The organism is Streptomyces sp. NPDC050528 (assembly GCF_044457795.1).
GTDB lineage: Bacteria > Actinomycetota > Actinomycetes > Streptomycetales > Streptomycetaceae > Streptomyces.
Window position 1 is genome coordinate 82,499 of the sequence record NZ_JBITHH010000022.1, and the last position, 24,141, is coordinate 106,639.

Below are 24,141 nucleotides of genomic sequence, written 5' to 3' on the forward strand. Positions count from 1 at the left end.
CGCCCATGAGCAGAGCCGAACAGCCGTCCCGCAGAACCGTCCTGGCCGCAGCGGTCGCCGCCGCGGTGGTGAGCGGCGCGGTCGCCGACACCGCGAGCGCCGCCGCCGCCGACTCCGACCGGGCGCCGACCCTCCTCGGCTCCCGGCGCCGATCGAGCGGAGGGAGCCCCACGGTCGACAACCACGCGTGGACCTCCTACGCCGACTGGCGCACCGGCGCCGCCCAGGGCACCCGTGCCGTGGCGGGCGCCCGCCCGGGCCTCGCGATCGGCGCTCCCCTCGGCAGCGTCGACTACACGGACCCGCACACCAAGACGACCGCGGCCTGGGAGTACGCGACCTGGACGTCCCCCGTCCACCAGCTCTCCGTCCCGGCGACGGAGACCATCGCCTCCTGGAACGCGCACACCCCGGCCGGCACCTGGATCCAGGTCGAGCTGCACGGCACGTACTCGGACGGCACGGACACCCCCTGGTACGTGATGGGCCGCTGGGCGGCCGGCGACCAGGACATCAAGCGGACCTCCGTCGACGGCCAGACGGACGGCAGGTCCACGATCTGGACGGACACCTTCTCGATCGACGACGCCACGACGGGCCTGCGCCTCACGTCGTACAGACTCCGCCTGACGCTCTACCGCAAACCCGGCACCAAGCTCACCCCCACCGTGTGGCGGCTCGGTGCGATGGGCTCCGACGTCCCGGACCGCTTCACCGTCCCGGCCTCGACTCCGGGCCTGGTACGGGAGTTGACCGTCCCGCGCTACTCGCAGGAGATCCACGTCGGCCAGTACCCCGAGTACGACAACGGCGGCGAGGCCTGGTGCAGCCCCACCTCCTCGCAGATGATCATCGAGTACTGGGGCGGCCGGCTCACCCCGGAGCAACTCGCCTGGGTGGACCCGGCGTTCGCCGACCCGCAGGTCGACAACGCGGCCCGCTTCACCTACGACTACCAGTACGAGGGCTGCGGCAACTGGCCGTTCAACGCCGCCTACGCGGCCACGTTCAAGGACCTCCAGGGCGTGGTCACCCGGCTCGGCTCGCTCGGCGACCTGGAGACCCTGATCGCGGCGGGCATCCCGGCCATAACGTCACAGTCGTTCCTGAGCAGCGAACTGACCGGCGCGGGCTACGGCACCTCCGGCCACCTGATGACCGTGATCGGCTTCACGGCGGACGGGGACGTGATCGCCAACGACCCCAACTCGCCCACCGATCCGGCCGTCCGCCGCGTCTACAACCGGCGCGAGTTCGAGAACATCTGGCTGCGCACCAAGCGGTACAACGCCTCCGGCAACCTCTCCTCCGGTACCGGCGGCGTCTGTTACCTCTACTTCCCGGCGCACCCGACCGCCCGCCAGTGCGAGGCCCTCGCGGCGGTGGGCGTGCGCTGACCCGGAGCCGGAGACCGAGGTTCCTGTGACCAAGGTCTCCGGCGCAAAACCCGACAGGGATGGCAAGGTGGACAGAACGGGGGAGTCCACCGCACATCCGACCTCTGCGAGCCACCATGACCGCACACTCAGCCAGCGCCGCCCGCACCCGTACCCGCACCGGCGGCCCCAAGAGCGACGGCCCGAAGATCGTCGAGCACATCGTGGGCTGGACCCTGGTCGTGGTGATCGCGATGCTCGTGACCCAAATCGGCCTGCTGTGACCTGACGCATACGCGACCTGCCATACTGCGGTTGACCAAGCCCAGTTGGAGAGCCAGAGTCGAAATTGGAAATCAGTCAGCAGCGTGACGTCGTACGTCCCCGGGCACGCGGTACCGAGCGTTCCTTGGCGCGCCGCGCCGAACTCATCACCATCGGCCGGAAGTTGTTCGCCGACACGTCCTACGACGCGCTGTCCATGGACGACATCGCGCGGCAGGCGCATGTCGCCAAAGGGCTGATCTACTACTACTTCCAGTCCAAGCGCGGCTACTACCTGGCGATCATCAACGACTCGGTCGCCGACCTGGTGACCTTCGCGGCGAGCGGTCTCGAACTGCCCCAACTGGACCGCGTACAGCGGACGATGGACAGCTATCTGCGCTGGGCCGAGCACAACCAGGCCGCGTACCGCACCATCGTGAGCGGCGGCGTCGGTTTCGACACCGAGGTGCACGCCATCCGCGACGGGGTGCGCGCGGCGATCGTCGCGACCATCGCCGACGGGGCGTACGGCCGCACGGACATCTCCCGGATCGCCCGCATGGGCCTGTTCGGCTGGGTGTGCAGCGTCGAGGGCGCGACCCTGGAGTGGATCAGCACCTCCGACCTTTCCCGCGAGACGATGCGCGAAATCCTCGTGAAGACCCTCGGCGGCACCCTGCGCGCCATCGAGGAGCTGGATCCGGCCCACCCGGCGCCGAAGCCGGCCCGTCGGGACGGCTGAATCCAGCGCTCCCGACCTGTTCCGGACGACCGGGCTATTCTTGAAGTAAGCGGTCGTTAACTGGTGACGCGAGACCTTCGATCGGGCATACTCACAGCGCAGAGCCGCTGGTCAGCCGCTTCCGAGACCCGGGAGTAGGAGCAGCGGCCGCATCCGTGCGGTACCCGGCCACGTCGCCTCGACCCCAGGCGTACGCCCGCCGATGTGCCCGACAGGGAGGAGAGCGTCGCCATGCCCGACCGCGCCCAGCCGCCGGTGGACCGGCAACTGCCCACGGACGAGGCCCGGGATCTGATCTCGCTGGTCCGCGACATCGCCCAGCGCGAGATCGCCCCGAAGGCGGCCGAGGAAGAGGACGCCGGACACTTCCCGCGCGAGATCTTCACCCTGCTCTCCCGCTCCGGACTCCTCGGCCTCCCGTACGACTCCGAGTACGGCGGCGGCGACCAGCCGTACGAGGTCTACCTCCAGGTCCTCGAAGAGCTCGCGGCGGCCCGCCTCACGGTCGGCCTCGGCGTCAGCGTCCACTCCCTGTCCTGCCACGCGCTGGCCAACTACGGCACCAAGCAGCAGCAGGTCGAGCACCTGCCCGCGATGCTCGGCGGCGGCCTCCTCGGCGCCTACTGCCTCTCCGAACCGGCCTCCGGCTCCGACGCGGCCTCCCTGCGCACGAAGGCGGTGCGCGACGGCGAGGACTGGGTGATCGACGGCACCAAGGCCTGGATCACGCACGGTGGCATCGCCGACTTCTACACGGTCATGGCCCGTACCGGCGAGGAGGGTGCGCGCGGGATCAGCGCCTTCCTGGTGCCGGGCGACGCGGCCGGCCTGAGCGGCGCGGCACCGGAGAAGAAGATGGGCATGAAGGGCTCGCCCACCGCCCAGGTCCACTTCGACGGCGTCCGCGTCTCCGACGAGCGCCGCCTCGGCGAGGAGGGCCAGGGCTTCGCGATCGCCCTGTCCGCGCTGGACTCCGGCCGGCTCGGCATCGCGGCCTGCGCAATCGGCTTGGCCCAGGCGGCACTTGACGAGGCGGTGGCCTACGCGAGCGGCCGGCAGCAGTTCGGCCGCCCGATCTCCGACTTCCAGGGCCTGCGCTTCATGCTCGCCGACATGGCCACCCAGATCGAGGCGGGCCGCGCGCTCTACCTCGCGGCGGCCCGGCTGCGCGACGCGGGCCGCCCGTTCGCCAAACAGGCGGCCATGGCCAAACTCCACTGCACCGACACCGCGATGAAGGCCACCGTCGACGCCGTCCAGGTCCTCGGCGGCTACGGCTACACCGCGGACTTCCCGGTCGAGCGCTACATGCGCGAGGCCAAGGTCCTGCAGATCGTCGAGGGCACGAACCAGATCCAACGGATGGTCATCGCCCGCCACTTGGCAGGCCCGGAAGCCCACCGAACCGGCTGACGCCGGGGGGCTGTCCGGAACCTTGGGCCGCAGCCGCCGCGCTTTTTCCACGGCCTCTGCGGTCCGAGCCGCCGGTTGCCGGCGCCCCTGGCCCGACCAACCTCGTGCGAGAGGAACCTGTCGCCGATCAGGCGCCGTTGATCCCCTCCGCCCTGACCCACCGGGCGGACCTCGGCGGCGCCGCCAGCCGCGCCCACTCCGGGTCGTGCCGCCCCGGCAGGGTGCGGCCCCGGTCGGCCCAACTCCGCATCAGATCACGGTAGATGGGCGGATCCTGGGGCTGTGGCGGCGCCGGGGGAACCGATTCTGCGGGTACGGGGACGAAGCTCCGGTGCTGACGCCCGGTCGGCGCATATGTGGGGGTCATACCAAGGCAACGCAAGGGCATGTCGACAAGTCACCGGCGCGGATATTCGAGCGTGAGTTCACCGGCGTACAGGTCACGGCTATGGCGACCGCAAGCCACCTGACGTACCGTCACCTCCACTGTCCCCAGGGGAGGTTAGCCGTGGCAGACGACCGTCCCGTGCCCCTCGACGAGTACCCCGTGCACCAGGTCCCCCTGTCGATGAAGCACGTCGCGACCGGTGACCGGAACGCCTACGACCGCTGCATCTTCCACGTGTTCGACCACGAGGGCCGCGCCCTGCTCATCCTCGGTCTCGGCGTCTACCCCAACGTCGGTGTGATCGACGCCTACGCGACCCTCCGCACCGGCAACACGCTCCACGCGGTCCGCGCCTCGGACGCCCTCGGCGACGACCGCATGAACCTAGCGGTCGGCCCACTGCGCATAGAGGTAGAGGAGCCCCTGCGCCGACTCCGCCTGCGCTGCGAGGACAACTCCCTCTCGTACGACCTGACTTGGACGGCCGAGTTCCCCGCCCTCTGGGAACCCCACCACGTTCAGTACCGCGGCGCCCGGCTCACCCTCGAAGGCCGCCGTTTCGTCCAGGCGGGTGGGGTCGAGGGCGTGATCCGCGCCGGGGACAAGGAGTTCCGGGTCTCCGCCGACGGCTGGACCGGTACCCGTGACCGGAGTTGGGGCGTGCGGCCGATCCCGGGCGAGGAGGGCGGCCGGTTCGCCGAGGACCACCCCACCGAGGGCTTCCACTGGATCTGGTGCCCGGTGCGCTTCGAGGACCGCTTCCTCATGGTCATCGTCCAGGAGGACGCCGACGGCTACCGCACCCTGAACGAGGCGACCGTCGTCCACCCCGGCCACCGAGACCGCCAACTCGGCTGGCCCCAGGCCGAGATCACCTACCGCCCCGGCACCCGCCACCCCGAGCGCGCCCTGATCCACCTCGGCGACGCCCGCAAACCGCAGGAACTCGACGTGGAGATCCTGACCTCCTCACCCCTGGCGATCGGCGCCGGCTACCCACCCGCCGACGACTGGCAACACGGCACGTGGCGCGGCCGCGCCTGGACCGACAGCCGCACCTACGACCTCACGCAACCCGCCCCGCTCGCGGCCTACGGGGTCACGGATCACGCGGCCCGCTTCCGCTTGGACGGCCAGATCGGCCACGGCATCTTCGAACACGGCTCCTTCGGCCGCCACGACCCGAGCGGCTTCACCGGCTTCGACTCGGTCGCACCGTAGGGGAGTTGAGACATGGCCACAGCAACCTGCCCGCGCACGACCACCCGTGTCGCGAAGGAACTCGCCTGTCGTCAGACGGTGTGGCGCGCATCCCGCATTTCCGAAGCCGCGCCCGTCGGTCTTACCGGCTTCGACGCGGCAGCACCGTAGGGGAGTTGAGACATGGCGACAGCACCTCGCCCCCGCACCACCACCCGCGACCCCGAGGAACTCGCCCACCGCCTTACCGCCTGGCTCGACATCCGCCTGCCCGGCGCGAAGGCCGTCGACGTCAGGGTCCCCGCATCGAACGGCATGTCCAGCGAGACCCTGCTCTTCGACATCGAGCACCCCGAACCGCCGCTCCACGCCTGCGCGTTGAGGCTCGCGGCCGACCCGGCGGCGTACACCGTCTTCCCGGTGTACGACATACCGCGCCAGTACCGCACGATGCGGCTGGTCGCCGACCGCACCGACCTCCCCGTGCCCAAAGTGCGCTGGCTGGAGGAGGACCCGGGACCGCTCGGCGCGCCGTTCTTCGTCATGGAGCGTGCCGAGGGACGCGTGCCGCCGGACGTCATGCCCTATACGTACGAGGGTAATTGGCTGCACGCGGCGACCGACGCGGAACGCGCACACCTGGAGGCCGCCTCGGTGGCCCTCATCGCCCACCTGCATGACCAAGTCCCGCTGGGAGAGGCCGAGTTCCTCACCCTTCCGGGTGGCGGCGATGCCCTGCACCGCCATGTCTCCTCCCAACGCGCGTACTACGCATGGGTGGTTGACGGTGTCGCCCGCTCACCCCTCATCGAGAGTGCCTTCGACCGGCTGACGGAACTCTGGCCGGCCGACCCCGGCGAACCGGTCCTCAACTGGGGCGACGCGCGCATCGGGAACGTCGTCTACGACGGGTTCGACCCCGTCGCCGTCCTCGACTGGGAGATGGCGGCCCTGGCCCCGCGCGAGGTGGACCTCGGCTGGACCGTCTATCTGCACCGTTTCTTCCAGGACTTGACGGTCGCCTTCGGCCAGCCGGGACTGCCGGAGTTCTTCCGCCGGGACCGGGTGGAGGCGCGGTATGCCCAACTCACCGGCCACACCCCGCGCGACATGGAGTTCTACACCCTGTACGCGGCCCTGCGGCACGCGATCGTGATGCTCCGTATCGCCTACCGCCAGGTGCACTTCGGCGAGGTGACCGTCCCGGCGGACCCGGACACACTGATCCTGCACCACGGCAGCCTGCGGGCCATGGTGCAGGGCAGCTACTGGAGTTGAGCGGAAGCGCTCAGGCGGCGCGGCGCATGACGGGCACCCGCATCGGGCGCGAGCTGGGGCCGCCGACGTGAGAGAAGGGCTGCGTCCGCCAGTCGAGGCCCTGAGGGAGCGTCAACAGCAGCGCGGTGTCCTGCTCCTGGGGGTCCGCGGACTCGTCGGCGGACCGGGCGTCGGCCGCCTCACGGCCCGTACCGGCGCAGACCGTCAGCCCGAACGGGTTCCACGGCGAGGCGCACAGCGCGTGCTCCGGCAGGACCTCTTCGTCCGCGAGGAGCGCGATGGGCTGCACGCAGTCCGGGCAGATCACCCGGTACATCTCGAAGGTGTCGTACGCGTCGAGCTCGTCGGCGTCGAAATCCTCGGATTCGACGCCCTCCGGCTCGGGCTCGACGACGAGCTGCGGCCGCTTGGGCGCGGTGCGTCCAGGGCGCTTAAGACTCTGCATGGGTTCTCCCCCTACTGGGCTGGGCCGTGAAGGCGCTGCGGCCTCGACCACAGCAAGCACTTCCCGTCCCGTCTCCGCGGTAATCACGAGACCATCACGGAGACCGTTCGGGGCCTGTGGCGTTCGTCACATGCCGCCCGTAGATGCCCGAGGCGGCGGTTTTGTCCCCGGCTGACACACGGGCCCCTCCCGGCCACATCACGAACCGGGTATGACCTGCGCCGCCGAGGTATCGGAGGAGATCAGCCGCACTGTAGGTTCTTGCGTCATGGAGGAGCTGGACCGACAAATCGTGCAGCTGCTCGTCAAGGACGGGCGGATGAGCTACACCGATCTGGGCAAGGCCACGGGCCTGTCCACGTCGGCCGTGCATCAACGGGTGCGCCGGCTGGAGCAGCGCGGCGTCATCCGCGGGTATGCCGCGGTCGTCGACCCGGAGGCGGTGGGCCTGCCCATGACCGCCTTCATCTCGGTGAAACCGTTCGACCCCAGCGCCCCGGACGACATCGCGGACCGCCTCTCCGACGTCCCCGAGATCGAGGCCTGCCACAGCGTCGCCGGCGACGAGAACTACATCCTCAAGGTGCGGGTCTCCACCCCGCACGAACTGGAGGAGCTGCTGGCCCGGCTGCGCGGCCTGGCCGGCGTCTCGACCCGGACCACGGTGGTGCTCTCGACGCCGTACGAGGCCCGCCCGCCCCGCATCTGACCGACCTGCGTTCGGGGCGGCGCCGGCGAGGCGCGAGACTGTTCCCCATGAGTGAGCGCACCCCCGAGCCGTCGACCGTCCTGCTCCGCCGCGGCGAAGTCCACAGTCCCGCCGACCCCTTCGCGACCGCGATGGTCGTGGAGCGCGGCCAGGTCGCCTGGGTCGGCTCCGAGGGCGCTGCCGACGCCTTCGCGGACGGCGTCGACGAGGTGGTCGACCTGGACGGCGCACTGGTCACCCCGGCGTTCACCGACGCACACGTCCACACGACCGCCACCGGCCTCGCGCTCACCGGGCTCGACCTGTCCAACGCGCCGTCCCTGAAGGCGGCCCTCTCCCTCGTCCGGGACTTCGCCGCCGCCCGCCCGGCCGACCGCGTCCTGCTCGGCCACGGCTGGGACGCCGCCCGCTGGCCCGGCGGCCGCCCGCCGACCCGCGCCGAACTCGACACCGCGACCGGCGGACGCCCGCTCTACCTCTCCCGCATCGACGTCCACTCCGCCGTCGTCACCACGGCCCTGCTCGACCTCGTCCCCGGTTTCGAAGCGCCGGACGGCCCCCTCACCGCCGACGCCCACCACGCCGTACGCGCCACCGCGCTCGCCGCCATCATGCCGGAGCAGCGCGTCGAGGCCCAGCGGACCGCCCTGGCCCATGCGGCCTCCCTGGGCGTCGGCTCGGTCCATGAGTGCGCGGGGCCCGAGATCTCCTCCGAGGACGACTTCACGGGCCTGCTGCGGCTCGCCGCGGAGGAGCCCGGGCCGCGCGTGGTCGGCTACTGGGCCGAGCAGGACGTGGCGAAGGCGCGGGAGCTGGGGGCCGTAGGAGCGGCCGGTGACCTCTTCGTGGACGGGGCGCTCGGGTCGCACACCGCGTGTCTGCATCAGTCGTACGCCGATGCCGGGCACGGCGGGCTCGCGTACCTCGACGTGGACGCCGTCGCCGCCCATGTCGCCGCGTGCACCGAGGCGGGCCTCCAGGCGGGCTTCCACGCCATCGGGGACGCGGCGGTGACCGCGGTGGTCGAGGGCGTCCGCGCAGCCGCCGAGAAGGTCGGTCTGGGCCGCGTCCGCGCCGCCCGTCATCGCGTCGAACACGCCGAGATGCTCACCCCGGAGACGATCGCCGCCTTCGCCGAGCTCGGCCTGACCGCTTCCGTGCAGCCCGCCTTCGACGCGCTGTGGGGCGGTGAGGAGGGCATGTACGCCCAGCGGCTGGGCGTGGAGCGGGCGCGCACCCTGAACCCCTTCGCGGCGCTGCTGCGGGCCGGTGTACCGCTCGCCTTCGGCTCCGACAGCCCGGTGACCCCGATCGACCCGTGGGGGACGGTCCGCGCCGCCGCGTTCCACCGGACGGCTGAACATCGCGTCTCGGTGCGGGCCGCGTTCACCGCGCATACGCGGGGCGGCTGGCGGGCCGTAGGACGGGACGACGCGGGTGTTCTGGTGCCGGGCGCGCCCGCCGACTACGCCGTCTGGCGGACCGACGCCCTGGTGGTGCAGGCGCCCGACGACCGGGTCGCGCGCTGGTCGACCGACCCGCGCTCCGGCACACCCGGACTGCCCGACCTGACCCCGGGCGGCGAGCTCCCCGTCTGCCTGCGCACCGTCGTGGGCGGACGGACGGTGTTCGTACGGCCGGGCGAGTGATCTCCCGGGGTGGCGCGCCCCCGATCCACGGCCGCCGCGCCGTCGCTCGACCTGCGCATCCTCTGCCCTGACCAGCCGGTTGAGGGAGAAAGCCCAGGTCAAACGACTGTTGACAGGCGGGCGCAGGGGGCCGGTAGGTTCGTCCGAGTCCACCACCGGACGCCCGACCGGGGAACCTCCGAGCAATCGCCGAAGCGCCGCTGGGTCAGGGACGGTGTGCCGCACCGGGCACCGTCACTGGGAGCCAGGCTCAGCGCCCGCGCCACGGCGAGGGAACGTTCCGGCCGGTCGGCTGGTGTGACCCGGGTGGGGCCCGGACGTCCAGTAGACAACGGCCTTGGTCGACCCGCAGCCGGCGGGTCCCAGGTCGGCCCGAAGGGCGCCGGGCCCCCATCCGCAGTAGGCGGGTGCCAAAACGGGCATCCTTACCCCGTTCTTGTCGAATCGACACCACCGTACGAACGACGTGGCACGTCATCCCAGGCCGCGGCCACTATGGTGGACGCCTGCGTACGGACATGAAGGGGCAGCAGTGAACGACGGCGACGGAGCCCTCGCGGCACAGGCCCAGGGGCGGAAGTTCGGCCCGCTCGGCACGGCCTTGGTGATCATCCCGACCTACAACGAGGCGGAGAACATCAAGTCCATCGTCGGTCGGGTGCGGCAGTCGGTCCCCGAGGCACATGTCCTCGTGGCGGACGACAACAGCCCCGACGGCACCGGCAAGCTGGCCGACGAGCTGGCGGCCGAGGACGAACAGGTCCAGGTGCTGCACCGCAAGGGCAAGGAAGGCCTCGGCGCCGCCTACTTGGCGGGCTTCCACTGGGGCATGGACAACGGTTACGGCGTCCTCATCGAGATGGACGCCGACGGCTCCCACCAGCCCGAGGAGCTGCCCCGGCTGCTCACCGCGCTCAAGGGCGCGGACCTGGTGCTCGGCTCCCGCTGGGTGCCCGGCGGCCGGGTGGTGAACTGGCCGAAGTCCCGCGAGTACATCTCCCGAGGCGGCAGCCTCTACTCGCGCGTGGCCCTCGACCTGCCGCTGCGCGACATCACCGGCGGCTACCGCGCCTTCCGCCGCGAGACCCTCGAAGGCCTCGGACTGGACGACGTGGCCTCCCAGGGCTACTGCTTCCAGGTCGACCTGGCCCGCCGCGCCGTCAAGGCCGGCTACCACGTCGTCGAGGTCCCCATCACCTTCGTGGAGCGCGAACTCGGCGACTCCAAGATGAGCCGCGACATCCTCGTCGAGGCCCTGTGGCGGGTCACCACCTGGGGGGTTGGGGAGCGGTTCGGCAAGCTGCGCGGCCGGGGCAACCCGCCGAGAAACCCTTCACAGCCGTAGCCCTGCGACTTCACAGGCCTCGTTGATCGTCCGCTTATCCCGCACTGAGCCGGGCCCAGGCACACTGGACGTATGACGACTGGCGCACCCACCCCTTCCTCCGCCGCCCGGCCTCCGCGTTCCCGGCTGCGTACGTTCCTGCCGTTGGGCATCGCCGTGTGGCTGGTGCTGGAGATCTGGCTGCTGACGGTGGTCGCGGGCGCGTCGAGCGGTCTTACGGTCTTCCTGCTGCTGCTCGCCGGGTTCGTGCTCGGCGCCGTGGTGATCAAGCGGGCGGGCCGGCGGGCCTTCCAGAACCTGAGCCAGGCCGTGCAGCAGGGCACCGCCCCGGCCAGCGGCGGTGGCAGCGGCCTGATGATGCTCGGCGGCCTGCTGCTGATGATCCCCGGTCTGATCTCGGACGCGCTGGGCCTGCTCCTGCTGGTCCCGCCGGTCCAGAAGGCCCTGGCGCGCTACGCGGAGCGCGTGGTCGAGCGCAAGCTCGGCAAGGCCGCCCCCGGCACCCTCGGAGACGCCTTCCAGCAGGCCCGTATGCACCGCCCGGACGGCAAGGTCGTCCAGGGCGAGGTCATCCGGGACGAGCCCGCCGGTGACGCCCCGCAGGGCCCGCGTCCGCCGCTCACCCGCTGACCCGGTCGCGGACAGGCAAAAGCGCGGGCGCCGTACAGATTCGTACGGCGCCCGCGCTTACTTGCTTTGTGCCTTGTGCGGTAGAACCGCTCCGCACCTTCAGGACTAGGCCGACTTGCGGCTGTCCCTCGGGTGAACCGCGATATTCATCGCGCCGGAACGGAGAACGGCAAGACGCTCCTCAAGGACCTCTTCGAGTTCCTCGCGGGTGCGCCGCTCCATCAGCATGTCCCAGTGGGTACGCGCGGGCTTGGCCTTCTTTTCCTCAGGGCCGTCGCCGTCGACCAGGAGTGCCTGGGCCCCGCAGACCTTGCACTCCCACTCCGGCGGGATCTCCGCCTCGACCGAGAAGGGCATCTCAAAGCGATGTCCCTTCTCGCATGCGTACTCCACGGCCTGGCGTGGTGCCAGGTCGATACCGCGGTCCGTCTCGTAGCTGGTCACCACGAGGCGCGTGCCGCGAAGAGCTCGCTCACTCATGAATCGTGCCTCCCGGGCTTGTCGCCCACAGGACAGGTGTCGCTGTCGTCGTCATCCGGTCAACGTCCGGTCGGCGGTAAAGATTCCCGTACGGGGTCATGCGTCGCCGTCGTAGCCGCCCCTTGTTGTACCCACCAGCGCCCGGTTTGTCACATCTACTAGCAGATGTCACCTAGCGATTCGTCATCTTTGACGCGCAGTAACGGTACGCCAGGCAGGCCAAACGCGTACACTACCGCCCTTTCGCCTCCAGCGCTAAATCCTCTCGGGAAGAGGATTCCCCGCGTCGCTGATCGCCCGCGCCACGGGAACCCGCGCGAGCAGCACGAATCCCACCACGAAGAAGACCACCAGGGAGATGATCGCGTCCCGATAACTTCCGGTCAGCTGGTAGGTCACCCCGAACAGAAGCGGTCCCAGCCAGCTCATGCCCCGATCGCTCATCTCGTACGCAGAGAAGTACTCGGCCTCTTTCCCGGGCGGCACCAGATGCGAGAACAGGGACCGGGACAGCGCCTGGCTGCCGCCCAGGACGAGCCCGATCCCGGCCGCCAGCACGAAGAACCAGACGGGCGCGCCGGCGGGCAGGAAGTACCCGGCGGCCAGGGTCACCGTCCACGCGATCAGCGAGCCGAGAATCGTCCGCTTGGCCCCGTACGTCCGGGCGAGTCGCCCCATGCCGAGCGCGCCCGCCACCGCGAGCACCTGGACCATCAGGACGGCCGTGATGAGCGTGGACTGGCTCAGCCCCAGCTCCTCGGAGCCGTACACGGACGCCTGGGAGATCACCGTCTGGATGCCGTCGTTGTAGATCAGATAGGCGAACAGGAAGGACAGGGTGAGCGGCTTGCCGCGCATGTCCCGCACGGTCGCCGCGAGCTGCCGCCAGCCCTGCGCCGTGGGCGCCTCGGACGTCGTACGGCCGCGGTCGCGCAGCCGTTTCAGCGGTACGAGGGTGAAGGCGCCCCACCAGATGCCGGCCGAGGCGAGGCAGATGCGGACGGCCATCGACTCGGAGAGGCCGAACGAGTCGTGGGCGGTGAACAGGATCAGGTTCAGGACGAGGACCAGGGAGCCCGCCGCGTAGCCGAAGGCCCAGCCTCGGGAGGAGACCGCGTCGCGCTCCTCCGGAGGGGCGATCTGCGGAAGGTAGGAGTTGTACACGACCATCGAGACGGCCACGGAGGAGTTGGCGACGATCAGCAGGAGGCCGCCCAGGAGATAGCGGTCGCCGTCCAGGAAGAACAGGCCGGTGGTCGCCGTCGCGCCGACATAGGCGGCGAGCGCCAGGAGGGGTTTCTTGCGGCCCGTACGGTCCGCCGCCGCGCCCGCGAGGGGCATGACCAGGATCGACACGATGACGGACGCGGAGACGGTGTAGGCGAAGAAGGATCCCGCCCGGATCGGTATCCCCAGGGGATGCACGAATCCGTCCGGGTCCGCCGCCGACTTCGCGACCGAGGTCAGATAGGGGCCCAGGAACACGGTGAGCACGCTCGTCGAGTAGACGGAGCAGGCCCAGTCGTAGAAGTACCAGCCGCGCTGTTCGCGCCGCCGTTCGGCGGCCTCGTCGGCCGGCTGTGACCGCAGGGTGTCGGTACCCACCCGTGCCCTCGCTTCCCCGTGAACGCGTCGCCCCGGGGGCTCAGGCCCAGACGCCCCGCTCCACCATGACCTCGCGCAGTGTGTCGATGTGATCGGTCATGATGCCATCGACCCCCAGGTCCAGGAGCCGGTGCATGCGATCGGCCTCGTTGATGGTCCACACGTGGACCTGCACGCCACGCGCGTGTGCGGCCTGCACGAAGCGCCGGTCAACCACAGGGACGCCCGACTGCTCCTCGGGCACCTGTGCGGCGACCGCCGAGCGGCGCACCGGGAGAGGCGCGCCCCAGGACCGCAGCCGCAGATTCAGCACCCCGCGCGTGCCGAACGACGTGGCCAGGCGCGGCCCGGCCAGATGCTGGGCGCGGACCACGCGCTTCTCGGAGAAGGAGCCTACGAGGACGCGGTTCCAGGAGTCGGTGCGCTCCAGGAGATCCAGGAGGGGGCGGAGTGCCGGCTCCGCCTTGATGTCGACGTTCCAGCGCACCTCGGGGAAGGTCTCCAGCAACTCCTCGAAGAGGGGCACCGGTTCCTTGCCCGCCACGCGCGCGTGGCTCACGTCCGACCAGAACAGGTCCGCGATCCGCCCGGCGCCGTCGGTCACCCGGTCCAGGGTCTCGTCGTGGAAGGCGACGAGCTTCCCGTCCGCCGTGGCGTGGACGTCGGTCTCGATGTACCGGTAGCCCAGCTCGACCGCGCGACGGAACTGGAACACCGTGTTCTCCAGGCCGTCCGCCGCCCCGCCCCGGTGGGCGAAGGGGATCGGGCCGGGGTGGTCGAGGTAGGGATGACGTATGAGCGTGGTCACCGGGGCAGTATGACCCGTTCCGGTGACCCGCCGGCTACGACCGTGCTGCCGCCGGATGCCGACGGGGCGGCGAACACGCGCAGGAACAGCTGGGCCAGCGGGCCGATCGCCAGGGCGTACAGCAGGGTGCCGATGCCGACGGTGCCGCCGAGCGCGAAGCCGGTGGCCACGACCGCGACCTCGATCGCCGTCCGCATCAGCCGGATCGACCGGCCCGTGAGCCGGTGCAGGCCGGTCATGAGCCCGTCGCGCGGTCCCGGTCCGAAGTTCGCGGAGATGTAGAGCCCGGTGGCGGCCCCGTTGAGCAGGATGCCCGCCAGGAGCAGCGGAATCCGTACGGCCAGGCCGTGCACGTCCGGGACCAGCGCGAGCGTGCCGTCCATGGCCAGGCCGACCACGAACACGTTGGAGACTGTGCCCAGGCCCGGGCGCTGGCGCAGCGGGATCCACAGGAGCAGCACCGCCGCGCCCACGATGATCGAGACGACGCCGATCGTCAGGCCGGTGAGTTCGGCGAGGCCCTGGTGCAGCACGTTCCAGGGTTCGAGGCCCAGGCCCGAGGCCACCAGGAGCGCCGAACTGGCGCCGTAGAGCGCGAGTCCGACGTAGAGCTGGACCAACCGTCGCCCGAGACGGTTCCGCGTGGACAAAGGGTGCCCCCTGGTGGTGGTAGTGGCCTGACGCATGACACTCTGTGGCTTGAGAATGCAGGCCATCCATGGCCAATTCCGGGAAGGTGGACTGGTTTCCATGGCGCAGTGGACCTCGGCGATGGGCGCCGCACAGCTCGCCCGGCTGCTCAACTCCCAGCAGGACCGGCCGGCCGGGCCCGGCACCCGCCGACCGCCCGCCTATCGCGCGCTCGCGGACGGCATCCGGCTGCTCGTGCTGGAGGGGCGTGTCCCCGTGGCCGCGCGGCTGCCCGCCGAGCGGGAGCTGGCGCTCGCGCTGTCCGTCAGCCGCACCACGGTCGCCGCCGCCTACGAGGCGCTGCGCACCGAGGGGTTCCTGGAATCCAGGCGCGGGGCCGGGAGTTGGACCGCCGTACCCGCCGGAAATCCGCTCCCCGCGCGCGGGTTGGAGCCGTTGCCCCCGGAGGCCCTCGGTTCGGTGATCGACCTGGGCTGCGCCTCGCTGCCCGCGCCCGAGCCGTGGCTCACCCGGGCCGTGCAGGGCGCCCTGGAGGAGCTGCCGCCGTACGCCCACACACACGGCGACTATCCGGCCGGGCTGCCCGCGCTGCGCGCGATGATCGCCGAGCGGTACACCCTGCGCGGGATTCCGACCATGCCCGAGCAGATCATGGTGACGACCGGCGCGATGGGCGCCATCGACGCGATTTGCCATCTCTTCGCGGGGCGCGGCGAGCGGGTCGCCGTCGAGTCGCCCTCGTACGCCAACATCCTTCAGCTGATGCGTGAGGCGGGCGCGCGGCTGGTCCCCGTGGCGATGGCCGACGGGCTCTCCGGCTGGGACATGGACCGCTGGCGCCAGGTGCTGCGCGACGCCGCGCCCCGGCTCGCGTACGTCGTCGCCGACTTCCACAACCCGACAGGCGCCCTCGCCGGCGACGACCAGCGGCGCCAACTCGTCGACGCGGCCCGCTTGGCCGGCACCGTGCTCGTCGCCGACGAGACGATGACCGAGCTGTGGCTGGACGACGACGTCGACATGCCCAGGCCCGTCTGCGGCTTCGACCCGGCCGGCTCGACGGTGATCACCGTCGGCTCCGCCAGCAAGGCCTTCTGGGCGGGCATGCGCATCGGCTGGGTCCGCGCGGCCCCCGACGTCATCCGCAGCCTGGTCGCCGCCCGCGCCTACGCCGACCTCGGCACCCCCGTACTGGAACAGCTCGCCGTCAACTGGCTGTTCAGCACCGGAGGTTGGGAACAGGCCGTGGACATCCGCCGCGCCCAGGCCCGCGAGAACCGGGACGCACTGGTCGGCGCGCTGCGGCGACAGCTGCCCGACTGGGAGTTCGAGGTGCCCAAGGGCGGACTCACGCTGTGGGTGCGCACCGGCGGGCTGTCCGGCTCACGGCTCGCCGAGATGGGGGAGCGGGTGGGCCTGCGGGTCCCGTCCGGGCCGCGCTTCGGCGTCGACGGCGCCTTCGAGGGCTATGTGCGGCTGCCGTTCACCGTGGGCGGCGCGGTGGCCGAGGAGGCGGCGGTACGACTGGCCGCGGCGGCCCGGCTGGTGGAGAACGGGGTCACCGGGGGCGGCGATTCGCCGCGCACGTTCGTGGCGTAGCGAGGCGTCCGGGGTCGGTGCGGGCGACTTCCGGCCGCCCGCACCGAAACCGGGCTCCTACGAAGTCTCCGCCACGGCGGCCTCCACCACCGCTTCTGTCGCCACCGTCTCCTCCGCGTCCGCCGGTGTCGTGCGCGGCGGGAGCAGGGACAGGACGGCCTGGCGGTGGGCGTCGTTCGTCGCGTCGTCGTACGGGTCCGGGGTCGCCGGCACCTGGACCCGGTGGACCGGGCCGGTGCCCAGGCGGGCGTAGCCGCGGCCCGGGGGGACCTGGGCGATCGGCGTGGTGTGCGGGGGCGCGCCCAGGACCGCCTCCAACTGGCCGGCGGTGGCGGGGCCGAGGACGACACGCGCGCGTGTGTGCTGTCGTACGGCGTCGCTCAGGGTGTCCGCGCTGTCGAACTGCTCGGCCACCACGACCGTCACATTGGCCGCGCGGCCGTGCCGGAGGGGGACCTGGAGCAGGGACTGGGGGTCTTTGCAGCCGTCGGCCGTCGCCACGTGGGCGAAGGCGCTCGGGCGGTCCAGGACGATCCACAGGGGGCGTCTGGTGTCGTCCGGTGCCGGGTCGCCCGACTGGCGGGCGCGGTTGGCCGCGATCAGCCGGCGTTCCGTCTCCTGGGAGGCCCACTCCAGGCTGGCCAGTGCGCCCGCGAGCCCGCACTCGACGGCGAGGACACCGTCCCGGCCGGTGAGGCACGCGTACTCGCCGGTGCCGCCGCCCTCGACGATCAGGACGTCGCCGTACTGGAGTGCCTGGAGGGCGATCGAGCGCAGCAGGGTGGAGGTGCCGCTGCCGGGCTGGCCCATGACCAGGAGGTTCGGCTCGGTCGAGCGGATGCCGGTGCGCCAGACGACCGGCGGGACGTCGCGCTGTTCCTCGCCGTGGGTGAGGGGGAGCGTGCGGTGGACCTGGGTCGGGTCGGTGAAGCCCAGGACGGTCTCGCCGGGGGCGGTGACGAAGCGCTGGGCGGCGATGTCGGTGGGGAGCGGGGCGAGGACGCCGATCGTGAGGTGGTTGCCCTCCTCGTCCCACGTGAAGTGGTACTCCCGGCCGCGGCCGGACTTCGCGGTGAGCAGCTGCTCGATCCGCGCGCGGGAGTCGGCTTCGCCGTCGGTGAAGTACGCCGGATAGCGGACGACCAGATGGGAGATCCGGCCCGCGCCGTCGAACTCGTAGGCGGGGAACGCCTTCTCCCAGTCTCCGCCGTGGGCGAACAGGGGAGCCGGGTCCTCGGCGGCCGAGAAGTAGGGCACCAGGGCCTCGTAGAGGGACTGCAGGCGCTGGGTCTGGGAATCGTCGGGCCCTTCGGGCGCCGGCGGCGTGCGGTCCCGGCCGTGCCATGCCGCCGCCGCCATCAGGGTGATGGCGGCGAGCAGCGGGCCGTACGGCACCAGGGCCACGACCAGGATCACCGAGGCCACCAGGAAGAGCAGCGGCCCGCGCTTGTCCTTGGGGGTCTCGGTCCATCTGCGCCGGCCGGCGGATGCCAGCCGGCGCAGACCCTTGGTGATCGTGATCACTGGATGGAGGACATCGGTGGCGCTGTCGGCCGCCGTCCGGGCCAGCTCCCGGCTCCGGGCGATCTGGGCGGTGCCGTTGCTCAGGATGCGGGGGAGGGGGCGCCGGGCCACTGCTGTCTCCTGAAGGTGCGTACGGGTGGTTGCGTCAGAACTTGATGCCGCCGAGGAGGCTCGCCAGGCTCTCGCCGCCGGCCTTGATGCTCGGCGCGATGGCCGTGCTGGCCATGTAGAAGCCGAAGAGCGCGGCCACGATGGCGTGGGAGGCCTTGAGCCCGTCCTTCTTGAAGAAGAGGAAGACGATGATGCCGAGAAGGACGACGCCTGACATGGACAAGATCATTTGAGCTCTCCTGGTTCGTGGGGACAGTCACCATGAGTTGTTCCAGGATCACAGGATGTATCCATACGATAAAAGGTGCAACTGGGTGAATTTCGGCGAATTTCCCTCGGATGGCGGAGCGCATTCGGGCCGTCTGAGCAGGGGTTTCACCTGTGTCGGGCCTCATGGTGATCTTTGCCTCGGAGGGGGCCGGTCATGTGTCGGCGGAGCCAGTACGCTGGCGATTCACCCGTACTAGTGAGAGGCGGTCAGGCCGATGAGTGAAGCCCCCGACCCCGAGGTCGTGGAGTTCGCGACCAAGATCTTCGATCTGGCCCGCCAGGGCGGGACCGAGGCGCTGGTCGCCTACGTGGACGCGGGCGTCCCGGCCAACCTCACCAATGACCGCGGCGACTCCCTGGTGATGCTCGCCGCCTACCACGGGCATGCCGACGCCGTACGGGCCCTGCTGGCGCGGGGTGCCGAGGCCGACCGGATCAACGACCGGGGGCAGACCCCGCTCGCCGGAGCCGTCTTCAAGGGCGAGCAAGAGGTGATCGAGGTCCTGCTGGAGGCCGGTGCCGATCCGGCCGCGGGCACCCCCTCGGCGGTCGACACGGCCCGGATGTTCGCCAAGGCCGAGCTGCTGGAGTTGTTCGGCGCGCACTGACACGCGGCCCGTCGGCAGCGAAGACGGGCTCGCTGACCAGGTACGACAAGGAAAACGGGGGAAAACGGGGGAAGGCAGCACGGCGCCGCCCGAAATTTCGGTCGCGGCATCGAGAACTGCCGGGTCATCATGACGTCGTGATTTACGGACGCGATGGCTGGGCAGGTGTTGCCGCACCGCGCGGGCCGTAGTTGCGGCCCGCATGGGCCACCAACGAGAGGCAGAGGAAAATGGTCTACAGCAAGCAGGAAACGGCGGGCGCCCCGACGTGTTGTCACGCGGCCAGGTAGTGCACGTCCCCCGGTTGCGTCGACGCTTGATGTGAGGCTGTTTCCCATGTTCGATCCGGTCATAGCGCCCAGCGGTACGCTGCTCGGCCTGCTTCAGCGGGGCCGCGGCGACGGCACACTGCACGCGCTCACCGCACCCCGTGCCGAGGCACTCGCGGCACTGAACCACTGTGTGCTGCGCGACCCCCGCCACGACTGGCAGGTGGAGAACCGCTCCCTGTACTACGCCCGCCTGTACCTCGACCTGAACGGCGACCTGGACGCCGTGGAGGCGCACCTCTTCGACACCGAGGACGTCCTCGACACCGAGGAGTCGCGGACGGGCCTCGCGCTCGCCGTCCTCGGGCACCTCGCCTCCTACGGTCGGCGGGACGCGCTCGAACTGCTGCGCCGGTACGCGGCCTCCGGGACCAACTGGGCCTGGGCGCTCGACGAGCTGGCGCTGAGGGACGACGACGCGGGCCTGCGTGCCCTCGCCGCCCCGGTGCTGGCGCGGTTCCCGGCCGACCCCGAGGGCGAGGCCGAACTGGCCACCGCCGTGCGGGACGCCTTCGAACCCCGGCCCTGGCGGCTGTGGGCCGAGGATCCACGCGAATCGATCGCCACGCGCGTGCGTGCCGCCCAGGAGGCCGGCTGTTTCGACCTCTGGCAACGCCAGATGCGACCGACCGGGCCCCGTCCGGGGTGGAGCGTGCAAGCGGTGTTCGAATGGGCCCAACAGGGCCTCGAACGCGGCGCCGCGCTGCACGTCCCCGCCGCCCGCTGCCTCACCGCCGTGGCAGGCCCCGAGGACCGGCCCGAGATCGTCGAGGCCGCCAAGGACGGCGGCGAGGGGGCCCGCTGCACCGCGCTGCGCTATCTCGCCGACAGCAACGATCCCGAAGCCCTCCAGCTCATCGAACGAGCGGTGGCCACCGGCCCGGCACCCGTCGTCGAAGCCGCCGTCGACGCCTTCGAACGGATGCGGTCCGTCGCCGCCGTCGACCGCGCCCGCGGCTGGGCCCGACGGCCCGACCCGCTCGGCGCCGCCGCCGGACGGATGCTCGCCTGCCGGGGCGGAGCCCAGGACAGCGACCTCGTCCTCGGCGCCCTCAGGGAGGCCGTCATGGGCGAAGGGCCCGACGCCCCCACCCTGTGGACCCTCGTCGACGGCGCCGGACGCCTCGGCATCGTCTGCGCCGCACCCGTCCTGCGCCATGTGTACCGCGAGACCGCCTCGTCCCATCTGCGCGGCCGGGCCGCCCGGGCCCTCGCCGCCACCGACCCCTCGTACGCCGCGGGCTTCGCCGTCGAGTGCCTCTGGGACTGCGAGGAGACCACCCGGGAGATCGCCGCGCGGCACGCCGAGACCGGTGACGCCCGCGTCGTGGAGCAGCTGCGCAGGCTCGCCGCCGACCCGGCCGAGGAAGCGGAAGTACAGACAGCCGTACGGAGCCGGATCGGGCCCGACGCCCCCGCAGTGTGAACGTGGGATGACCCGCGGGTCAGACGCGCATGGACGCCGTCTGACCTGCTCGGGTGTGCAGCGCAACGCTCATGGGACGTTCACCGTTCGCATAGATCCACGTTGACGCGGGCACGTCCAGCGCGGCGAGAACACGGGTATGCGTGTCGTCATCGTGACCGAATCCTTTCCCCCCGATGTGAACGGCGTGGCCCACTGCGCGCTCCAGACCGCCCGGCACCTCGTGGATCGCGGTCATCATCCGCTCGTCGTCGCGCCGGCCACCTCGGCCGGCCCCGGGGCCGACGCCGAGTCGCCGTGCCCCGTCATCCGTGTCCCCTCCCTACCGCTCCCGGGCTACCCCCAGGTCCGCGTCGCCCTCCCCAGCCGACGCGTCGCCGCGGCCATCACCGAACACCGCGCCGACATCGTGCACCTGGCCAGCCCCTTCATCCTCGGCGTCCGCGGCATGGCCGCCGCCGCCCGGCTCGGCATCCCCGCCGTGGCCGTCTACCAGACCGACCTGGCCGGATACGCCCGTACGTACGTTGGTGCCGGTGAGGCCACCGCCTGGCGGCGCATCCGCTCCGTCCACGCGGCCGCCGACCGCACCCTCGCGCCCTCCAGCGCGGCCCTGGGCGACCTGGAGGCACACGGCGTGCCCCGGGTCCGCCTCTGGCCGCGAGGCGTGGACACCGAGCGTTTCCGCCCCGAGTACCGGGACGAGGCGCTGCGCCGCGAACTCGCCCCGAACGGCGAACTGATCGTCGGCTACGTCGGCCGGCTCGCCCCCGAGAAGCAGATAGAACTCCTCGCCGGAACCTGCGGCCTCCCGGGCGTCCGCGTCGTGGTCGTCGGCGACGGACCCAGCCGGCCGCACCTCGACGAGGCGCTGCCGGGCGCGGTCTTCCTCGGTCGGCGTACCGGTCACGAGCTCGCCCGTATCTTCGCCTCGTTGGACATATTCGTGCACACCGGACCTTTTGAGACCTTCTGTCAGACCGTCCAGGAAGCCATGGCCAGCGGCGTCCCCGTCGTCGCGCCCGCCGCCGGCGGCCCGCTCGACCTGGTCGCCCACGGGCGCACCGGGTTCCTCTTCCCGCCGCGCGACGAGGCCGCCGTCACGGACGCCGTGCGGACCCTGGCCACCGATCCCGCACTGCGGGCCGAGTACGGCGCCGCCGCGCGGGCCATGGTCGAGGGCCGCACCTGGGCGGCCGTCGGCGACCAACTGATCGCGCACTACGGCGACATCCTCGCCGCGCGCAAGGTGGTGGTGGCGGCATGAACACCGCTTCGCTGCGGATCGTGCGGCTCGCCAACTTCGTGGCCCCCTCCTCCGGCGGGCTGCGCACCGCCCTGCGCGAGCTGGGCAAGGGCTTCAAGGAGGCCGGGCACGACCCGGTCCTCATCGTGCCCGGCGAGCGCCACACCGACCGCGAGACCGAGCAGGGCCGGGTCATCACCCTGCCCGGGCCGCTGCTCCCCGGCACCGGCGGCTACCGCGTCCTCGCCGACAAGCGGCGCGTCGCGAACCTCCTGGAGCACCTCGCCCCGGACCGCCTGGAGGTCTCCGACCGTACGACCCTGCGCTGGACCGGCAAATGGGCCAGGCGGGCCCGCGTCCCCGCCGTGATGGTGTCCCACGAGACCGCCGACGGCGTCCTGCGCACCTGGGGCCTGTCGGAGAACATGTCCCGGCGCACCGCCGACGCCCTCAACGTCCGTACGGCGCACACCTACGCGCGCGTGGTGTGCACCACCGAGTTCGCCGAGCGGGAGTTCGTCCGCATCGGCGCCCGCAATGTCGTACGGGCTCCGCTGGGCGTCGACCTGGTGGGGCGCAGTCCCGCGCTGCGGGACCCGGTGGTGCGCGCGGAGTACGCGCGCGTGGACCAGGTTCTGCTGGTGACCTGCACCAGGCTCTCAGTGGAGAAGAAGCCCGGCACGGCGCTCGACGCCTTGGAGGCGCTGGTACGGCGCGGACGGCGGGCGGTTCTCGTGGTCGCCGGGGACGGGCCGCTGCGGGCCCGGCTCGAACAGCGGGCGCGGGAGCGCGGGTTGCCGGTCACGTTCCTCGGGCACGTCTCCGACCGGCGGCTGCTCGGCGCGCTCCAGGCCTCCGCGGACGTGTGCCTGGCACCCGGGCCCGCCGAGACCTTCGGGCTCGCCGCGCTGGAGGCCATGGCCTGCGGCACGCCCGTGGTGGCCAGCGCCTCGTCCGCACTCCCCGAGGTCATCGGCTCCGCCGGTGCCACGGCTGCGGACAACGGCAGGGCCTTCGCGGACGCCGTCGACATGCTCCTCGAACGCTCCGAGGTGGAGCGCCGCGAGATCGCACGTGCGCGTGCCGAGTGTTTCGGCTGGCACACGGCGGTCGACGCGTTCCTAGCGGCCCACGACGCGGATGTTCCGGTCCGGCGGTTCGTGCCCGGAGGCGTGGCATGAGAACCGTCCGTTTCGTCGCCCTCGGTGACTCGCTCACCGAGGGCGTGGGCGATCCCGTCGGCGAGGCATGGCGCGGTTGGGCCGCGCTGCTCGCCGCCGGGCTTGCCGAACAGCCCGAGGGGTCCGTGGAGTTCACGAACCTCGCGGTCAGCGGCGCACAGACGCGGGACGTGCTGGAACGGCAGACCCCGGCCGGGCTCGCCCTGGACTCGGACATCGTGTCCGTCGTCATAGGCGTCAACGACACCCTGCGCTGCACCTTCGACATCCAGGCCGTGGCCGCCCGCCTCGACGAGGTCTACGCCGCCTTCACGGCGCGGGGCGCGACCCTCCTGACGGCCTGTCTGCCCGACCCGGGCGCGATGCTCGGCCTCCCGGGCGCACTGGCGCGCCCGCTCGCCCGGCGCCAACGGGCCGTCAACACCGTGGTGCACGCGCTGTCCGAGCGGTACGGGGCCGTGCATCTGCACGCGGCGGAGGGCGATTGGATCATGGGCCGCGAGATCTGGAGCGCGGACCGGCTGCACCCCAGCGAGCGGGGACACCGCCAACTGGCACTGCGTTTCCACGCGTTGCTCACCGAGGAGGGCTTGGCGACGGGGGCCGCGCCGTCGCCCGAGCCCGAGTTCCCGGTGCCCGCCAGGTCGGCCAGCCTGCTGTGGCTGGCGACGGCGGGCACCGGGTGGGTGGCCCGCCGCTGCACCGACCTGCTGCCGCAGCTCCTCAGACTGGCCGCCGACGAGATGCGCCACCGCGCGCGGGGCACCAGCGCGCGCCTCGACCTGAGCGCGTCCCACGCCGTGTCGATGGCGCTGGCGTCCCTGTCGGTGCAGCAGGAGCAACCGGACGCCGCCTAGGGCG

25 protein-coding genes are annotated in these 24,141 nt (G+C 71.6%); 17 read left to right on the forward strand and 8 right to left on the reverse strand.

All coding sequences use genetic code 11. From position 1 onward, the window contains the following. Positions 1 to 5 precede the first annotated feature (5 nt). From ACIBK4_RS48220 to ACIBK4_RS48235, 4 genes are all read left to right on the forward strand, one after another. Positions 6 to 1,397 (forward strand): peptidase C39 family protein, encoded by a 1,392-nt coding sequence (locus tag ACIBK4_RS48220; protein WP_399006156.1) that lies wholly within the window; start codon positions 6 to 8, stop codon positions 1,395 to 1,397. Between the two features lie 116 nt (positions 1,398 to 1,513). Next, complete coding sequence (locus tag ACIBK4_RS48225) at positions 1,514 to 1,660, forward strand: SCO1431 family membrane protein (RefSeq protein ID WP_399006158.1); 147 nt, start codon at positions 1,514 to 1,516, stop codon at positions 1,658 to 1,660. A 65-nt stretch (positions 1,661 to 1,725) separates the two neighbouring features. Further along, positions 1,726 to 2,385: a TetR/AcrR family transcriptional regulator gene (locus tag ACIBK4_RS48230; protein ID WP_399006160.1), complete on the forward strand. Its 660-nt coding sequence runs from the start codon at positions 1,726 to 1,728 to the stop codon at positions 2,383 to 2,385. 231 nt (positions 2,386 to 2,616) lie between these two features. Continuing rightward, positions 2,617 to 3,798 carry an acyl-CoA dehydrogenase family protein gene (locus ACIBK4_RS48235; RefSeq protein WP_399006162.1) on the forward strand — a complete coding sequence of 394 codons (1,182 nt, stop codon included), beginning with the start codon at positions 2,617 to 2,619 and terminating at the stop codon, positions 3,796 to 3,798. A gap of 127 nt (positions 3,799 to 3,925) precedes the next feature. Here ACIBK4_RS48235 and ACIBK4_RS48240 read toward each other — a convergent pair whose 3' ends face one another. Beyond that, on the reverse strand, positions 3,926 to 4,048 hold the full coding sequence (locus tag ACIBK4_RS48240) for a hypothetical protein (protein ID WP_399006164.1): 123 nt from the start codon (positions 4,046 to 4,048) through the stop codon (positions 3,926 to 3,928). A 258-nt stretch (positions 4,049 to 4,306) separates the two neighbouring features. Between ACIBK4_RS48240 and ACIBK4_RS48245 the strand changes: the two genes are divergently transcribed. The 3 genes from ACIBK4_RS48245 to ACIBK4_RS48255 are packed head-to-tail and all read left to right on the forward strand — an operon-like array spanning position 4,307 to position 6,664. Next, positions 4,307 to 5,407, forward strand: a complete 1,101-nt coding sequence (locus ACIBK4_RS48245) for a hypothetical protein (protein WP_399006166.1) — start codon at positions 4,307 to 4,309, stop codon at positions 5,405 to 5,407. Positions 5,408 to 5,419: 12 nt separating this feature from the next. After that, a complete protein-coding gene (locus tag ACIBK4_RS48250; protein ID WP_399006167.1) occupies positions 5,420 to 5,557 on the forward strand; it encodes a hypothetical protein in 138 nt (45 codons plus the stop codon). A 12-nt stretch (positions 5,558 to 5,569) separates the two neighbouring features. Next, positions 5,570 to 6,664, forward strand: a complete 1,095-nt coding sequence (locus ACIBK4_RS48255; protein WP_399006169.1) for a phosphotransferase family protein — start codon at positions 5,570 to 5,572, stop codon at positions 6,662 to 6,664. Positions 6,665 to 6,674: 10 nt separating this feature from the next. Here ACIBK4_RS48255 and ACIBK4_RS48260 read toward each other — a convergent pair whose 3' ends face one another. Then, complete coding sequence (locus tag ACIBK4_RS48260; protein WP_399006171.1) at positions 6,675 to 7,109, reverse strand: hypothetical protein; 435 nt, start codon at positions 7,107 to 7,109, stop codon at positions 6,675 to 6,677. A 268-nt stretch (positions 7,110 to 7,377) separates the two neighbouring features. Between ACIBK4_RS48260 and ACIBK4_RS48265 the strand changes: the two genes are divergently transcribed. The 4 genes from ACIBK4_RS48265 (at position 7,378) to fxsA (ending at position 11,442) form a co-directional block, all read left to right on the forward strand. Beyond that, positions 7,378 to 7,818, forward strand: coding sequence for an Lrp/AsnC family transcriptional regulator (locus tag ACIBK4_RS48265; RefSeq protein WP_026150833.1), 441 nt, complete (start codon positions 7,378 to 7,380; stop codon positions 7,816 to 7,818). 47 nt (positions 7,819 to 7,865) lie between these two features. Then, complete coding sequence (locus ACIBK4_RS48270; RefSeq protein ID WP_399006174.1) at positions 7,866 to 9,467, forward strand: amidohydrolase; 1,602 nt, start codon at positions 7,866 to 7,868, stop codon at positions 9,465 to 9,467. A gap of 532 nt (positions 9,468 to 9,999) precedes the next feature. Beyond that, positions 10,000 to 10,812 (forward strand): polyprenol monophosphomannose synthase, encoded by an 813-nt coding sequence (locus ACIBK4_RS48275; RefSeq protein WP_399006176.1) that lies wholly within the window; start codon positions 10,000 to 10,002, stop codon positions 10,810 to 10,812. A gap of 72 nt (positions 10,813 to 10,884) precedes the next feature. Next, complete coding sequence (fxsA, locus tag ACIBK4_RS48280) at positions 10,885 to 11,442, forward strand: FxsA family membrane protein (protein ID WP_399006177.1); 558 nt, start codon at positions 10,885 to 10,887, stop codon at positions 11,440 to 11,442. 105 nt (positions 11,443 to 11,547) lie between these two features. Here fxsA and ACIBK4_RS48285 read toward each other — a convergent pair whose 3' ends face one another. From ACIBK4_RS48285 to ACIBK4_RS48300, 4 genes are all read right to left on the reverse strand, one after another. Next, the gene (locus ACIBK4_RS48285) at positions 11,548 to 11,922 is read right to left on the reverse strand and encodes an RNA polymerase-binding protein RbpA (RefSeq protein WP_003977404.1); all 375 of its coding nucleotides are present in this window, start codon (positions 11,920 to 11,922) and stop codon (positions 11,548 to 11,550) included. A 255-nt stretch (positions 11,923 to 12,177) separates the two neighbouring features. Then, entirely contained in the window at positions 12,178 to 13,527 is a 1,350-nt protein-coding gene (locus ACIBK4_RS48290) for an MFS transporter (RefSeq protein WP_399006179.1), read from the reverse strand. A 40-nt stretch (positions 13,528 to 13,567) separates the two neighbouring features. Further along, the gene (locus tag ACIBK4_RS48295; RefSeq protein ID WP_318015106.1) at positions 13,568 to 14,335 is read right to left on the reverse strand and encodes a glycerophosphodiester phosphodiesterase; all 768 of its coding nucleotides are present in this window, start codon (positions 14,333 to 14,335) and stop codon (positions 13,568 to 13,570) included. Continuing rightward, entirely contained in the window at positions 14,332 to 15,021 is a 690-nt protein-coding gene (locus tag ACIBK4_RS48300) for a YitT family protein (protein WP_399006182.1), read from the reverse strand. Before ACIBK4_RS48300 ends, ACIBK4_RS48295 begins: the two co-directional genes overlap by 4 nt. A 64-nt stretch (positions 15,022 to 15,085) precedes the next feature. Here ACIBK4_RS48300 and ACIBK4_RS48305 point away from each other — a divergent pair, with 64 nt between their 5' ends. Beyond that, the gene (locus ACIBK4_RS48305) at positions 15,086 to 16,585 is read left to right on the forward strand and encodes a PLP-dependent aminotransferase family protein (protein ID WP_399006184.1); all 1,500 of its coding nucleotides are present in this window, start codon (positions 15,086 to 15,088) and stop codon (positions 16,583 to 16,585) included. Between the two features lie 57 nt (positions 16,586 to 16,642). On the opposite strand, the gene ACIBK4_RS48310 is transcribed toward ACIBK4_RS48305, so the two are convergent. Continuing rightward, entirely contained in the window at positions 16,643 to 18,220 is a 1,578-nt protein-coding gene (locus ACIBK4_RS48310; protein WP_399006186.1) for a hypothetical protein, read from the reverse strand. A gap of 34 nt (positions 18,221 to 18,254) precedes the next feature. After that, positions 18,255 to 18,449, reverse strand: coding sequence for a hypothetical protein (locus ACIBK4_RS48315; protein WP_019066471.1), 195 nt, complete (start codon positions 18,447 to 18,449; stop codon positions 18,255 to 18,257). Between the two features lie 256 nt (positions 18,450 to 18,705). Here ACIBK4_RS48315 and ACIBK4_RS48320 point away from each other — a divergent pair, with 256 nt between their 5' ends. The 5 genes from ACIBK4_RS48320 to ACIBK4_RS48340 all read left to right on the forward strand — a co-directional run bounded on the left by ACIBK4_RS48320 (position 18,706) and on the right by ACIBK4_RS48340 (position 24,137). Continuing rightward, positions 18,706 to 19,098, forward strand: a complete 393-nt coding sequence (locus ACIBK4_RS48320) for an ankyrin repeat domain-containing protein (protein WP_033282360.1) — start codon at positions 18,706 to 18,708, stop codon at positions 19,096 to 19,098. Between the two features lie 336 nt (positions 19,099 to 19,434). Then, a complete protein-coding gene (locus tag ACIBK4_RS48325) occupies positions 19,435 to 20,853 on the forward strand; it encodes a HEAT repeat domain-containing protein (RefSeq protein ID WP_399006189.1) in 1,419 nt (472 codons plus the stop codon). A gap of 139 nt (positions 20,854 to 20,992) precedes the next feature. Then, positions 20,993 to 22,120, forward strand: coding sequence for a glycosyltransferase family 4 protein (locus ACIBK4_RS48330; protein ID WP_399006191.1), 1,128 nt, complete (start codon positions 20,993 to 20,995; stop codon positions 22,118 to 22,120). Beyond that, positions 22,117 to 23,280: a glycosyltransferase gene (locus ACIBK4_RS48335; RefSeq protein ID WP_399006193.1), complete on the forward strand. Its 1,164-nt coding sequence runs from the start codon at positions 22,117 to 22,119 to the stop codon at positions 23,278 to 23,280. The genes ACIBK4_RS48330 and ACIBK4_RS48335 overlap by 4 nt, the downstream gene beginning before the upstream one ends. Continuing rightward, on the forward strand, positions 23,277 to 24,137 hold the full coding sequence (locus ACIBK4_RS48340; protein ID WP_399006195.1) for an SGNH/GDSL hydrolase family protein: 861 nt from the start codon (positions 23,277 to 23,279) through the stop codon (positions 24,135 to 24,137). The genes ACIBK4_RS48335 and ACIBK4_RS48340 overlap by 4 nt, the downstream gene beginning before the upstream one ends. The last annotated feature ends 4 nt before the right edge of the window (positions 24,138 to 24,141 follow it).